The sequence below is a fragment of the Streptomyces sp. NPDC002309 genome (assembly GCF_053593375.1).
This window is the reverse complement of record NZ_JBSFCI010000040.1, coordinates 1-14,019: the sequence shown is the minus strand read 5'-3', so window position 1 is coordinate 14,019 and position 14,019 is coordinate 1. Positions and strand designations below refer to the sequence as shown.

The following is a 14,019-nucleotide window of genomic DNA, read 5'->3' as shown; positions in this document are numbered from 1 at the left end:
CGACGTGCCTCAGTCCGCGTGGAAGCGGGGCGGCGCCTCGGTGGGGTTGCCCCCCGTGGGCAGCCGTTGCCCAGGGCAGTCGGCGAGGACGTCCGTCATCGCCGCCTTCTCGGCGGACGTCACCCACAGCCCGTACTTCTTCTTCACGGCGACCTGCGCGGCGACATAGGTGCAGCGGTACGACCGGTCGGGCGGCAGCCAGGTCGCCGTGTCACCGTCGCCCTTGGCGCGATTGGTGCCCGCGTCGACGGCGATCAGGTTCAGGGGATCGTTGGCGAAGGCTATGCGCTTGCCGGGGTCCCATTGCCGGGCGCCCTTCTGCCAGGCGTCGGAGAGGGCGACCACATGGTCGATGTCCACCTGGCTGCGGCCGCGCACGAAGGCGACGTCCTCGCCGGTGTAGGGGTCCGGGTCCAGCGTCCCGGAGGACACCTCGCAGCCGTCGTCACCGAACTCGGCGCCGGCCAGGTCCCGTTTGAGGATGTCGTCGCGGGTCCCGCAATTGTTCGAGTCCGTGTCCGCCCAGGGGGAGCCGAACCTGTCCCGGTCGTACCCCGTCCTCGGCGCCCGCCCCTTCACCGGCAGCGCCTGAGCGGCCGTGAGGGCCGCGCCTGCGGTCTCCGGCCCCCTCGGACCACCGGTGCCGGTGTCCGGTTCCGTGCAGCCCGCCATGGCCCACAGGACCGCGGCGACCCCGGCGGCCGCCGCCCCACCCCTCAGACGCCCCACGATGCGTCCCACCCCTTTGCCGTGCTCGTCGCGGCCTCACTCCGTGGGGACACGGTAGCCGTCGAGAGGTCCAGACCATAGGGGCTCTTTCACGGCATAGCGCTCTTTCCGGGCGTATCGTCGGTTCTGGGACACCTCTGGAAGGAGCTCTGGATGGGCATCCTCGACAGGTTCAAGAGCCACAAGGCGGCGCAGGACAAGGCCAGGCAGATGTCCGACGCCGCGGAGAAGCAGGCGAACGACAGGACGGGCAACAAGTACGAGAGCCAGGTCGACTCGGCCCAGCAGAACATCGAGGGCAGGATCGGCATGGACCGTCGCGACAAGCCCGAACAGCCGTAGCCGGAAGAAGCACGGGGGACGTCCGGACAGAGCCGCCCGCGGTGCGCAGCGTCCGCGGGCGGCCTCGCGTGCCCCGGCCGGGCTCCTACGACCCCAGGACCGACGCCAGGAACTCGCCGACCCAGCCCAGCAACTCCCGCCCGACCAGCGGCTTCCCGCCCACCTTCGCCGTCTTGGGACGCGGCACCAGCACCTGGTGCGCCGCCGCCTTGACGACCGTCCCCGGGTAGAGCCGCTGGAGCCGCAGCTCCTGCGACTCGCGCAACTCCACCGGCGCGAAGCGGATGTTGTTGCCCTGGAGCACGATCTCGCCCACGCCGCACGCCCGCGCGAGCATGCGCAGACCGGCCACCAGGAGCAGGTTCTCCACCGGCTCGGGCAACTTGCCGTACCGGTCGACCAGTTCCTCCCGTACGGCCTTGACGTCCTCCTCGGAGTTGGCGGAGGCGATCGCCCGGTACGCCTGGAGGCGCAGCCGCTCGCCCGGCGCGTAGTCGTGCGGGACATGGGCGTCGACCGGCAGCTCGATCTTGACCTCGAGCGGCGGCTCCTCCTCGATCCCGCCGGTCTCCAGCTGCCGGCGGTAGTCCGCGACGGCCTCGCCGACCATCCGGACGTACAGGTCGAAGCCGACGCCGGCGATGTGGCCCGACTGCTCACCGCCGAGGAGGTTGCCGGCGCCGCGGATCTCCAGGTCCTTCATGGCGACGTACATGCCCGCGCCCATCTCGGTGTGCTGGGCGATGGTGGCGAGCCGCTCGTGGGCGGTCTCGGTGAGCGGCTTCTCCGGCGGGTACAGGAAGTACGCGTAGCCGCGTTCACGGCCGCGGCCCACCCGCCCGCGCAGCTGGTGCAGTTGCGACAGGCCGAAGGTGTCCCCTCGTTCGACGATCAGGGTGTTGGCGTTGGAGATGTCGATGCCGGACTCGACGATCGTCGTCGACACCAGCACGTCGAACTTCTTCTCCCAGAAGTCGACGACGACCTGCTCCAGCGCCGTCTCCGACATCTGCCCGTGCGCGGTCGCGATCCGCGCCTCGGGGACGATCTCGCGCAGCCGGGCCGCCGCCCGGTCGATGGACTCGACCCGGTTGTGGATGTAGAAGACCTGGCCCTCACGCAGCAGTTCACGGCGGACGGCCGCGCCGATCTGCCGCTCCTCGTAGGGACCGACGAAGGTCAGCACCGGGTGCCGCTCCTCCGGCGGGGTGGTGATTGTCGACATCTCGCGGATGCCGGTGACCGCCATCTCCAGGGTGCGCGGGATCGGGGTCGCCGACATCGTGAGCACGTCGACGTTGGCGCGCAGCTTCTTCAGCTGCTCCTTGTGCTCGACACCGAACCGCTGCTCCTCGTCGACGATGACGAGGCCCAGGTCCTTGAACTTCGTCTCCGAGGAGAACAGGCGGTGCGTGCCGATGACGACGTCCACCGCGCCCTCCCGCAGCCCCTCCAGGACCGCCTTGGCCTCGGTGTCGGTCTGGAACCGGGACAGCGCCTTCACGCTCACCGGGAACTGCGCGTACCGCTCGCCGAACGTGCCGAAGTGCTGCTGCACCAGCAGCGTCGTCGGCACGAGGACCGCGACCTGCTTGCCATCCTGCACGGCCTTGAACGCGGCCCGCACCGCGATCTCCGTCTTGCCATAGCCGACGTCGCCGCAGATCAGGCGGTCCATCGGGACCGACTTCTCCATGTCCTCCTTGACCTCGGCGATGGTGGTCAGCTGGTCGGGTGTCTCCGCGTACGGGAAGGCGTCCTCCAGTTCCCGCTGCCACGGCGTGTCCGCTGAGAAGACGTGGCCGGGGGCGGCCATGCGCGCGCTGTACAGCTTGATGAGGTCCGCCGCGATCTCCTTGACGGCCTTCTTCGCGCGCGCCTTGGTCTTCGTCCAGTCCGCGCCGCCCAGCCGGTGCAGCGTGGGCGCCTCGCCACCGACGTACTTGGTGATCTGCTCCAGCTGGTCGGTGGGGATGTAGAGGCGGTCGCCGGGCTGGCCGCGCTTGGCGGGGGCGTACTCGACGACCAGGTACTCGCGGGTGGCGCTCTGCACGGTGCGCTGCACCATCTCGATGTAGCGGCCCACGCCGTGCTGCTCGTGGACGATGTGGTCGCCGGCCTCCAGGGTGAGCGGGTCGATCGTCTTGCGGCGGCGGGCGGGCATGCGCTGTCCGTCGCGTCCGGCGGCCTTCTGGCCGGAGAGGTCGGTCTCGGTAAGCACCGCGAGCCGCAGTGCCGGGTCGACGAAGCCGTGGTCGATCGAACCGCACGCCACGTGCACGACGGACGGGGAGATGTCGCCCAGGTCCGCGTCCAGCCGGGCCGCGATGCCCTCCCCGCCGAGCACCTCGACGGTACGGGCGGCGGGCCCGTGGGCCTCGGTGACGTACACCGTGCGCCAGCCGTCGGCGAGCCAGCCCTTGGTGTCGGCGAGCGCCTTGGCGGTGTCGCCCCGGTAGGTCTCCGGGGCGTGCATGCCGAGCTTGAGGGTGGCGTCGTCGAGCTCTTCGTCGGCGGCGAACGGCGACACCGACCACCACATGATGTCCAGCTCGCGGGCCCGGTCGCGGACGTCCGCGAGGGACCGCAGGGACGCCGCGCCGACGTCGATGGGCGCCTCGCCGCCGCCGGCGGTGGCCGCCCAGGACGCCTGGAGGAACTCCTGCGAGGTCGCGACGAGGTCCGCGGCACGCGTGCGTACCCGCTCGGGGTCGCACACGACGGTCATGGCGCCCTTCGGCAGCACGTCGAGCAGCAGTTCCATGTCGTCGACGAGGACCGGCGCGAGCGACTCCATCCCCTCGACGGCGATGCCCTCGGCGATCTTGCCGAGCAGCTCGCCGAGCTCGGGGTGCTCCTCGGCGAGGGCGCGCGCGCGGGCGCGCACGTCGTCGGTGAGCAGCAGCTCACGGCAGGGCGGGGCCCACAGTCCGTGCTCGGCGACTTCGAGGGAGCGCTGGTCGGCGACCTTGAAGTAGCGGATCTCCTCGACGTCGTCGCCCCAGAACTCGATGCGCAGGGGGTGTTCCTCGGTGGGCGGGAAGACGTCGAGGATGCCGCCTCGCACCGCGAACTCGCCGCGCTTCTCGACCAGCTCCACGCGTGCGTACGCGGCGGCGGCGAGGGCCTCGACGACCTCGTTCAGGTCGGCGGTCTGCCCGCCCCGCAGCGCCACCGGCTCCAGGTCGCCCAGGCCCTGGACCTGCGGCTGGAGCACGGAGCGCACGGGGGCGACGACGACGGAGACCGGGCCGGTCTCGGGGTCGTCGGGGCGGGGGTGGGCGAGCCTGCGCAGCACGGCGAGGCGACGGCCGACGGTGTCACTGCGGGGGCTCAGCCGCTCGTGCGGGAGGGTCTCCCACGCCGGGTAGTCCACGACGCCGTCCGGGGGCAGCAGCGTCCGCAGGGCCGCCGTGAGGTCCTCGGCCTCACGGCCGGTGGCCGTCACCGCCAGCACCGGGCGGCCGCTGTCGCGGGCCAGCGCGGCGACGGCGAGGGGGCGGGCCGCCGGGGGGCCGACCAGGTCGACGTGCGTCCGGTTGCCGTCGGTGGCCGCCTTGATCGCTTCCGCGAGTGCGGCGTCCTTGACGACGGCGTCGAGCAGACCGTGCAGGCTCATGGTGCTTTCCGTCCGGGATGACTGGGGCTGATGACTGACCGGGCTCGCGCTGGACCGGGGGCGGACAACGCGAATCACCCGACACGCGGTGCGGGCCGGGGGTCTCCAGAGTACGTCGCCCCCGCCCGAGCCACCCGTACGAGCGAACGACGACCGGCGAGGACCGGACGGCCGGGGCGGGGATAGCGGGGCGGGGCGTCTTGCGGAGGCCCGCTGTCACCGGCGCGGCGCGAGGCCCGGTGGCGGGAGTCCCTCCGGACTTCCGCCACCGGGCCCGTCCGCCGCAGCCCCGGTGTGCGGTGGCTACTCGGTGGCGATGGCGTTCAGGACGTTCATGCGGCCCGCGCGGAACGCCGGGATCAGCGCGGCGAACAGGCCCACGAAGGCCGAGCCGATGAACACCGCGCCGATCGTCGGCCAAGGGATCTCCAGCACGTCCAGCCCCTCCAGTGCGAGCAGCCGCTGCGCCGTCGCGCCCCAGCCCATGCCCAGCCCCAGGCCCAGCAGGGCGCCGAAGAGGGCGATCACGACCGACTCCAGGCGGATCATCCGGCGCAGCTGCCGGCGTGAGAGGCCGATCGCCCGCATCAGGCCGATCTCCCGGGTCCGCTCGACGACCGAGAGGGCCAGCGTGTTCACGACGCCCAGGACCGCGACGATGATCGCGAGGGCCAGCAGGCCGTAGATCATGTTCAGCAGCTGACCGATCTGGTCCTTCAGGGCCTGCTTGTAGTCGGTCTGGTCCCGGACGCTGTACTGCGGGTAGTCGTCCAGCCCCGCCTTCAGCGCGGTGTAGGCGGCCGCCTCCTGACCCTCCTCGGCCGAGGCGAACAGCAGCGTGTCGAGCGGCATCTTCTCGGCCGGCACGTATGTGGCGAGGGTGTCGATCGAGGTGTACATCGCGCCCTGGTCGATCACCGCATCGCTGCTGGTGATCGCCCGGACGGTCAGCCGTGCCTCGGAGCCGTCCTTGAAGGCCACGGCGACCTCGGAGCCGAGGGTGACGCCGTGGTCCTCGGCGAACTCCTCGTGGACGGACATCGAGTCGGGGCGGTAGGCGTCGGCGAGGTCACCCGCGACGGTCTCGACCCGCAGGTCCCGCGCGTACGTCGGGTCGGCGGCTGTGATGGCGGTGTCCTCGGACGTCTCGCCGTCGGGGGTGGTGAAGTCGGCCTGCGTCCACTTGTACTCGGTGACGCGCGCGACGCCGTCGGCGTCCTTCACGGCCTGGACCGCCTGCGGGGTGATCAGCTGCCCGCGGTCGGACTGCACGATGAAGTCCGTCCCCACGCTCTTGTCGAGTTCCTCCGTCGCCGAGGCGACCATCGAGGAGCCGACCACCGACAGGCAGGCCACCAGCGCCAGCCCGATCATCAGCGCGGCGCCCGTGGCACCGGTGCGGCGCGGGTTGCGCAGCGCGTTGCGCTCGGCCATCCGGCCCACGGGACCGAACATCCGCAGCACGATCGCGCCGAGCACCCGGACCACGCCGCCCGCCAGCAGCGGGCCGATCACGACGAAGCCGGTCAGCGACAGCACCACACCGGCGCCCAGCCACAGCGCGCCGTCCGCGGCGGTGTCGGCGGCCGCCGCGAGGTACAGCGCGAAGCCGCCGCCGCCCGTCAGCAGTGCGCCGATCACACCCCGGACCACGCCGGCCCTGGCGTCGGCCGGGGCGCCGGCGTCGCGCAGCGCGGCCATCGGCGAGACCTTGCCCGCGCGGCGGGCCGGGAGGTAGGCCGCCAGGACGGTGACCACGACACCGAGGACGAGGCCGACCACCGGGGTCGTCCACACGACCGTCAGGTCGTCCGTCGAGAGGTTCATGCCCATGGCGCCCATGAGCTTCATCAGCCCCACCGCGAGCCCCACACCGGCGCCGACGCCCAGCACGGAGCCGACGACGCCGAGCAGCAGCGCCTCGATGAGCACCGAGCGGTTGACCTGCCTGCGGCTCGATCCGATGGCGCGCATCAGGCCGATCTCGCGGGTGCGCTGGGCGACCAGCATGGAGAACGTGTTGATGATCAGGAAGACGCCGACGAGGAAGGCGATCCCGGCGAAGCCGAGCATCGCGTACTTGATGACGCCCATGAACTCCTGGACGTCCTCGGCGTTGGCGTCGGCGACCTCCTTGGCCGTCTGCACCTGGTAGGCGCCGTCGAGGGCGGTGGAGACGTTCTTCTTCAGCTCGGCGTCGCCGACGCCGGCCGCGGCGGTGACGTTGACGTTGGTGTAGACGCCGGTCTCACCGATCAGCGCCCGCTGGGCGGTCCTCGTGTCGAGGTAGAAGATCGCGGCGCCGGGGTTGGTGACGGCGAAGTCGGCGATGCCGGAGATCTTCGCCCGGTGGGTGCCGACGGCGGTGATGACGCCGATCCCGTCGCCCAGCTCCAGCCCGTGCTTGTCGGCGGTGTCCGCGTCGACCATCACCTGGTCGGCGCCCCGGGGCGCGGATCCGGAGGCGATCTTCATGGTGCGGGCGTCGTTGGCGTTCCAGTTGCCGACGATGGTGGGCCCGCCGCCGGTCGGGGAGAGGCTGTCGTTGTCGGCGTCGACGACGGTCACCGAGGTCGAGAAGACCGTCCCCTCGGCCGACTCGACGCCCTTCACCGTACCGACCTCGTCGACGACGGAGGCCGGCATGACCGGGGGCCTGCCGTTGTCGGAGGTGGTCTCGCCGGTGTCCGAGGAGCCCTTGGGGCTCACCGTGACGTCGGAGGCGGTGGCCGCGAACAGCTTGTCGAAGGTCGTGTTCATCGTGTCGGTGAACACGAGCGTGCCGCACACGAAGGCCACCGACAGCAGCACGGCGACGGCCGAGAGGGCCATGCGTCCCTTGTGCGCGAGGAAGTTGCGCATCGAGGTCCTCAGCACGGTCATGACGTACGCCCCCGCGCGTCGAAGTCCTTCATGCGGTCCAGGACGGCCTCGGCCGTCGGCCGCCGCATCTCGTCGACGATCCGGCCGTCGGCGAGATACAGCACCCGGTCGGCGTACGACGCGGCCACCGGGTCGTGCGTGACCATCACGATGGTCTGCCCCAGCTCGTCGACGGACGTGCGCAGGAAGCCCAGCACCTCGGCGCCCGCGCGCGAGTCGAGGTTCCCGGTCGGCTCGTCCCCGAAGATGATCTCCGGGCGGGCGGCGAGGGCCCGCGCCACGGCGACGCGCTGCTGCTGCCCGCCGGAGAGCTGCGCCGGCCGGTGCCCCAGCCGGTCGGCGAGGCCGACGGTCTCCACGACCCGGTCCAGCCAGGCCTTGTCGGGCCTGCGGCCGGCGATGTCCATGGGGAGCGTGATGTTCTCCACGGCGTTCAGCGTCGGCAGCAGGTTGAACGCCTGGAAGATGAAGCCGATCCGGTCCCGGCGCAGCTGGGTCAGCTTCTTGTCCTTCAGACCGGTGATCTCGGTCTCGTCCAGGAAGATCTGACCGCTGGTCACGGTGTCGAGCCCGGCCAGGCAGTGCATCAGGGTGGACTTGCCGGAGCCCGAGGGGCCCATGATCGCGGTGAACCGGCCGCGGGCGATGTCCACGTCGACATGGTCGAGGGCCACGACCCGGGTCTCCCCGGCCCCGTACGCCTTGACGACCTGCCGCGCCCGCGCGGCGACGGCCGTACGCTCTCCAGTGCCCCCATGACTGGGAATGGTTACAGCCGATGTCACGGTATGTCTCCTATGTCGGTCAGCAGTTGAAGCGGAAGTGTCCGGCGCCGGGCGCCTGGTGCCCCGTCGACGAGTCTCGCGGCGGGAGGGGGCGCCGCTCGATGGTGTACGGCCCCCTCTTCCCCTGAGGAAAACCCCACCCCCGAAGGTGCGGCGCACCGCCCCGTCCGCCCCCCGGCGGCGCCCGCGACGGCGTAAAGCCAGATTAAGAACCGCGCGGGCGTCCCTCGTCCTCCGCCGGGACGACCCCTCCCGGAGCCGTGGTACGGAGAACCCCCTAGGGGCCGTCACCCTCCGGACGGAGGCCGTCTCGGGGTCGGGTCCCCCTTCCGGCCCACCCAGGCTGCGCCCTCCCGTCGCGTGAGGGGCAAGTGGGAAGCTGTCGGGCAGCAGACAGGTGCAAGGGGAAGGAATCCGCGTGGGCAGCACCAGACCCGTCGCGCGGGGCACCGCGCAAGGCGCCGCGACCGACTCTCGGCACGGGCGCTGCGTCCGGGCCACCCGGCGGGCCGTCGCGGACGCGGTCCACGCGGTGTACCTGGGCGTGGCAGGCGCGGCCGCGCTCGCCTTCCTGGTGCTGCTGGTGCTGGCCCCGCGCCGCTTCCCGGTCGTCGACGAGTCGTGACGCGCGCCCGGCGGAACGGAGGTTCGGACTCCGCCGGCCGCCGAAAGTCGGAGTCGACGCGCGGGTGACACCGCAGGTCGTCGCCGGGTCGGCGGAGCAAGCGCATACCGACCGCTCAGTTTGGTGAAAACGCCGCGCGCCCCCTGACTCGCGAGTAGCGTGCGTGGCCCGCCCCCCACCTCCCTGCGGTCCGCCGCCACGGACCCGAGCCACGCAAGGAGCACGGGATGTCCCACGACCCGTTTTCGCCCCCTCCCCGACGCCCCTCGTACCCACCCCCGCCCGACGGCCCCCACCCGCCTCCTTTCCCCGCCGCCCCGCCCCCCTCGCACCCCACGCCCGCGCCCGCGCCGCACCTCGCGTCGCGGACGTACCCCACCTACCCCTGGCAGCCGGACGCGCATCCCCCGCCCGACCGGCGGCGGGCGCCCGTGCACGCGCCGCTCGGGCACCACAGCGACCTGCGCATCCTGCGCAGCGCCTACCGCTGGCAGCGGCGGGTGGCGACCCTCACCGCGCTCGGGTACTTCACGCTGTTCCTGGTGCTGTCGGCGTCCGCCCCGGGGTTCATGACGGCCGAGGTCGCCGCGGGACTGCCGGCCGGACTGCTGCTGGCGCTGGCCCAGCTGCCGGTCACCTGGCTGGCGATAGCCCTCTACGAGCACACCGCGCGGGTGCGCGTCGATCCCCTGGCCGACCGCATCCGCCGGCAGGCCGCGCTGGATGCCAAGCGGGGGGCCGCGCGGTGACCGGGTTCAGTGACTCCGCGGAGACGATGACGCTGGTCGCGTTCACCGCCGTCGCCACGATCACGCTGCTGCTGTGCGTGATGACCGGCCCCGACCGCGACGACCTCGACGAGTTCTACACCGGCTACAGCTCCCTGTCCCCGATGCGCAACGGCCTCGCGATCGCCGGCGACTACATCTCCGCGGCGACGGTGCTGGGCACCGGCGGGGTGATCGCGCTGTACGGCCACGACGGCATCGTGCTGGCGCTCAGCACGGCGCTGTCGCTGCTGCTGCTGATGTTCCTGCTGGCGGAACCGCTGCGCAACGCGGGCCGTTTCACGATGGGAGACGCCTTCGCGCGCCGGATGCCGGGGCGGTGCGTACGGGTGACCGCGTGCGTGGTGACACTGGCGGCGCTGCTGCCGTTGATGCTGGTCCAGCTCGCGGGCACCGGACAGTTGATGGCCTTTCTGCTCGGGCTGTCCGGCACGAAGGTGGAGACGGGCTGCATCGTCGGACTGGGCGCCCTGATGATCAGCTACGCCGCGATCGGGGGCATGAAGGGGACGGCGCTCATCCAGATCCTGAAGATGGTGATGCTGCTCGGTTCGGGCGCGGTGGTCGCCGTCCTGATGCTGAGCAAGTTCGACTGGAACCCGGCCGCCCTGTTCGACACGGCGGCGGAGCGGAGCGGGGTGGGCGCCGCGTTCCTCAGCTCCGGGCTGCAGTTCGAGGGAGGGCCGTTCCCCCGGCTCGACATGGTCAGCGCCGAGCTGTGCGTGGTGCTGGGCGGCGCCTGCCTGCCGCACGTCACCATGCGCATGTACACCGCGTCCAGCGCCCGCCAGGTACGCCGTTCGATGTCCTGGGCGGTGTCGAGCGTCGCGGTGTTCGTGCTGATCATCACCGTCGTCGGATTCGGCGCGACCGCGCTGATCGGCCGCGAGGCCATCGCGGCCGCGGACCCGCAGGGCAACTCCGCCTATCTGCTGGGCTCCCAGGCGGCGTTCGGGCCGGAGGTGACGACCGGGGAGACGTTCCTGTTCACGGCGGTCACGACGGCCGTCTTCCTGACGGTGCTCGCCTCGGTCGCCGGGATGATCCTCGCCTGCGCCAACTCCCTGGCCCACGACGTCTTCGCCAACCGGGTCCAGGAGCTGTCCGCCCGCCGCGAGATGACCCTGGCCCGCCTCTCCGCCGTCGTGATCGGCATCCCGACGATCCTGCTGGCCACGATGGTCCAGCACCGCAGCCTGCAACCCCTGGTGACCCTGGCGTTCTCCCTGGGCGCCTCCGCCCTCGCACCCGCCCTGGTCTACGGCCTCTTCTGGCGCCGCTACACCCGCGCCGGCCTGCTCAGCACCCTCATCGGTGGCTCCCTGGCGGTGCTGGTCCTGATGCCGGGCACCAATCTGGTCTCCGGCTCACCCGTCTCGGCGTTCCCCGAGGCCGACTTCACCTACTTCCCCTTCACCACCCCGGGCCTGGTCTCCGTCCCCCTCGGCTTCGCCTTCGGCTGGCTCGGCACGATGGCCTCCGGCCGCCGGAAGGCGGAGGAGCAACGGCGCCAGTACGAGGCGGTGGAGGCGTGGATCCTGGCGGGCGCGGTACGCCGGAAGGGGTGAGCGCGCGCGGTACGCCGGAAGGGACCAGCGGGCGCCGAACGCAGCGTGCGCGATGCCGCGGGCGCGGAGCCCGTGCCCGTGCCCGTGCCCGCAGCCTCATCCGGACGCCGGGTACCGGGTCCGGGCGGACCGCCGCCGGGGCGCGTCGGTGGGTGCGGGGGCCTCCCGCGGGCGCCCGCCGGGGACCGCGCCGGCCACGCCGTCCCTCATTCCGCCGGCGCCCGCCCGCCGCTCAGCGCCGCGAGGCTTTCGCGTACGACGTCCATCTGCGCCTGGACGTCGTCCCAGCGCTCCCCGTGCTCCCGCAGCACCTTCTCCGTCTCGCCGGCGATGGCTTCCTCCTCCGCCCGCGCCTGCGCGAGCACCTCCGCGGCCCGCACCTGCGCCTTCTCCTGCTCGTGCGCGAGGGTCTGCTCGGCGTCGGCGAAGTCCCGCTCCGCCTCGGCCAGCGCGGCCTCCGCGCGCGCCGCCCGTTCGGCGTGCGGCGCGTCCACGGCGGCGTCGCCGGCCTCGCCCACCACCGCGGCCCAGCGCTGGGCATGCTCCTTCTCCTGCTCGGCGAGCCTCGCGGCGGAGCGATGCCGGGCCTCGCGCAACGCCGACAGCGCGTCCGTGCGGCCCTCCTTCACCTCACGCCGGGCCTCGACACGGATCTCGTCCGCCACCCCGCGCGCCTCGACCAGCCACTGCCGGGCGCTTTCCTCGACCTCCGCCACGAGCGCGTCCGCCTCGTCCTGCGCCGTCCTGCGCACGCTGTCGGCGTACGCCTCGGCCTCCGCGACCTGCTCGCGTGCCTCGCGGCGCGCGCGCTCCCGTACCTCCCTGGCCTCGTCCTGCACCGCCTCGAAGAGGCGCCGCGCGCCCTCCCCCAGCGACTCGTACGTCTGCGGAGGAAGCTCGGCCAGGGTCTCGCGCAGGTCCTCGGCCTCCTCCTCCATCTCCCGGGCGAGGACGGTGAGACGGGCGGCCCGCTCCCAGGCGGCGTCACGGTCGTCGGACAGGGCCTCGACGTACGCGTCGACCTCTTCGGGGCGGTAACCGCGCCCCCGTACTGTCACGAAGTCATGCGCCGACACGGATGGGCTGCTCATTCCGGCACTCCTCGAACGATGTCGATTTAGCGCATATCTTGAGCTATCAGACAGAAATGGTCATAATCCGACACTCCGCGCCGGGCGCTCCTCGTGCACGTTCCGGAAGACAAACTCGCGCACGTTCCGGAAGACAAAGAGGCCGGGCCCGGTCTCACGACCGGGCCCGGCCCTCCCGCCAGGGATGTCAGCACACCGCGGACATCACAACAGCCCGTCCCACATCTGCTCCAGCAGCACCGACCACCAGCTCTCCGGCGAACCCAGCGCCGCCGGGTCGAGCGCCGCCAACTGGGCCTGGAAGTCGACGGTCCAGCGGCCCGCCTGCTCCTGGTTCAGCCCGAACCGCAGCCGCCACATCCGGCCGAGCAGCGCCAGACAGCGCACGAACTCCGGCAGCCCGGTGTTCACGAACTGCGGCGGCACCGGCGCACCGCCCGGCCCGGCCTCCACCGGCACGGCCACGATGTTCGCCGTGCCGTACTGCACACAGATCGCCTTGCCGAAGTCGCTGCCCATGACGAGGTACGAGCCCGCGTCCGACGCCGACTGCACCCCTCGTTCCTGCGCCAGCTCGGCGAGCGTCGGCACCGGCCTGCCCGGCTGTGCCTGCGCCCAGAAGAACGGACCCATGTCCAGCGGCAGTCCGGCCACCACCAGCGTGTGCGCCACGACCTGCGGCACGCCCTGCCTCGACACCGCGGCCTGCTCGAACCGGAACACACCCGGCCCGAACGCCCCCGCCAGCTCCTGCGCCACACCCTCCGGCGCGAGCGGCGGCGCCGGCTGCACCGGTGTCAACGGCGCACGCACCGGCGCGGGCCGCGCGGGACCGTCCGCCACCTGGTGCAACTCGCCCTGGTGCGCCAGCAGTTGCCGCATGCCCTGCTGCCGGCTCGCGTGATCCGTGCCGTACGGCGCGATGCTCGTGATCCGCGCCTGCGGCCACTGCTCGCGGATCATCCGCGCACAGTACGCGCCCGGCAGCTCGCACGACTCCAGCTCGGTGTGCAGCTCCAGCACCTGGCCCGGCGGCACGTTCATGGCCCGCAGCTCATGGAAGATCTGCCACTCCGGGTGCGGCGTACCCGGCGCCGAACGCCGGATCAGCTGCTGCTCCGAGCCGTCCTGCGCCCGGTAGCGCAGCACCGCCTGATAGCCGGGGCCCACAGTCGGCTGCCCCTGCTGGGGGTAGCCGTACGCCGCCGGAGGCTGCCCGGGAACCGGCTGCCCCGGCACCGGCATCCCGGAAGCGGGCGGCGGCACCGCACCCGGCACCGGGTGCATCGGCTGCCGGCCACCCGGCGGCATACCGGGAACGCCCGGGGCCTGGGGCGGCGGGGGTACACCGGGGCCACCGACGGCGGGACCGGCGAGCATCGTCTCCGCGTGGTGCACGGCACCGTGCGCACCGCCGGCCGAACCCTGGGGTGCGCCCGGAGCCTGAGGCGCGCCAGGGCCGGGTACCGGCTGCCCGGGGCCGGCCAGCATCGTGGCCGCGTGGTGCGCTCCGCCGGGCACTCCTGGCGGTACGCCGCCCGGTGGATGGGGTGAGGGTCCTTTCCAGAATGGTGCGCAGTTCGGCCAGG

The 14,019-nt window shown here is 72.4% G+C and carries 10 protein-coding genes; 4 read left to right on the top strand and 6 right to left on the bottom strand.

The genetic code is table 11. The features are described 5' to 3' along the window. Positions 1-9 precede the first annotated feature (9 nt). Entirely contained in the window at positions 10-729 is a 720-nt protein-coding gene (locus ACWCPM_RS28040) for an HNH endonuclease family protein (RefSeq protein WP_450979041.1), read from the bottom strand. A 153-nt stretch (positions 730-882) separates the two neighbouring features. On the opposite strand from ACWCPM_RS28040, the gene ACWCPM_RS28035 reads away from it, so the two are divergent. After that, positions 883-1,071, top strand: coding sequence for an antitoxin (locus ACWCPM_RS28035; protein WP_450979040.1), 189 nt, complete (start codon positions 883-885; stop codon positions 1,069-1,071). Between the two features lie 85 nt (positions 1,072-1,156). On the opposite strand, the gene mfd is transcribed toward ACWCPM_RS28035, so the two are convergent. The 3 genes from mfd to ACWCPM_RS28020 form a co-directional block, all read right to left on the bottom strand. Next, positions 1,157-4,690, bottom strand: a complete 3,534-nt coding sequence (gene mfd / locus ACWCPM_RS28030) for a transcription-repair coupling factor (protein ID WP_450979039.1) — start codon at positions 4,688-4,690, stop codon at positions 1,157-1,159. 303 nt (positions 4,691-4,993) lie between these two features. Then, entirely contained in the window at positions 4,994-7,573 is a 2,580-nt protein-coding gene (locus ACWCPM_RS28025; protein ID WP_450979038.1) for an ABC transporter permease, read from the bottom strand. Further along, positions 7,570-8,358 carry an ABC transporter ATP-binding protein gene (locus ACWCPM_RS28020; protein WP_450979037.1) on the bottom strand — a complete coding sequence of 263 codons (789 nt, stop codon included), beginning with the start codon at positions 8,356-8,358 and terminating at the stop codon, positions 7,570-7,572. Before ACWCPM_RS28020 ends, ACWCPM_RS28025 begins: the two co-directional genes overlap by 4 nt. 418 nt (positions 8,359-8,776) lie before the next feature. Here ACWCPM_RS28020 and ACWCPM_RS28015 point away from each other — a divergent pair, with 418 nt between their 5' ends. The 3 genes from ACWCPM_RS28015 (at position 8,777) to ACWCPM_RS28005 (ending at position 11,339) form a co-directional block, all read left to right on the top strand. Beyond that, a complete protein-coding gene (locus ACWCPM_RS28015) occupies positions 8,777-8,983 on the top strand; it encodes a hypothetical protein (protein WP_450979036.1) in 207 nt (68 codons plus the stop codon). Positions 8,984-9,210: 227 nt separating this feature from the next. After that, positions 9,211-9,732 (top strand): DUF485 domain-containing protein, encoded by a 522-nt coding sequence (locus ACWCPM_RS28010; RefSeq protein ID WP_450979035.1) that lies wholly within the window; start codon positions 9,211-9,213, stop codon positions 9,730-9,732. Further along, positions 9,729-11,339, top strand: coding sequence for a sodium/solute symporter (locus ACWCPM_RS28005; RefSeq protein WP_450979034.1), 1,611 nt, complete (start codon positions 9,729-9,731; stop codon positions 11,337-11,339). Before ACWCPM_RS28010 ends, ACWCPM_RS28005 begins: the two co-directional genes overlap by 4 nt. Positions 11,340-11,545: 206 nt before the next feature. Here ACWCPM_RS28005 and ACWCPM_RS28000 read toward each other — a convergent pair whose 3' ends face one another. Together ACWCPM_RS28000 and ACWCPM_RS27995 are read right to left on the bottom strand one after the other, a co-directional pair. Then, on the bottom strand, positions 11,546-12,430 hold the full coding sequence (locus ACWCPM_RS28000; RefSeq protein WP_450979033.1) for a cellulose-binding protein: 885 nt from the start codon (positions 12,428-12,430) through the stop codon (positions 11,546-11,548). Positions 12,431-12,634: 204 nt separating this feature from the next. Further along, positions 12,635-14,019: SUKH-4 family immunity protein (locus ACWCPM_RS27995; protein ID WP_450979032.1), on the bottom strand; the 1,385-nt coding region annotated here is incomplete at its 5' end.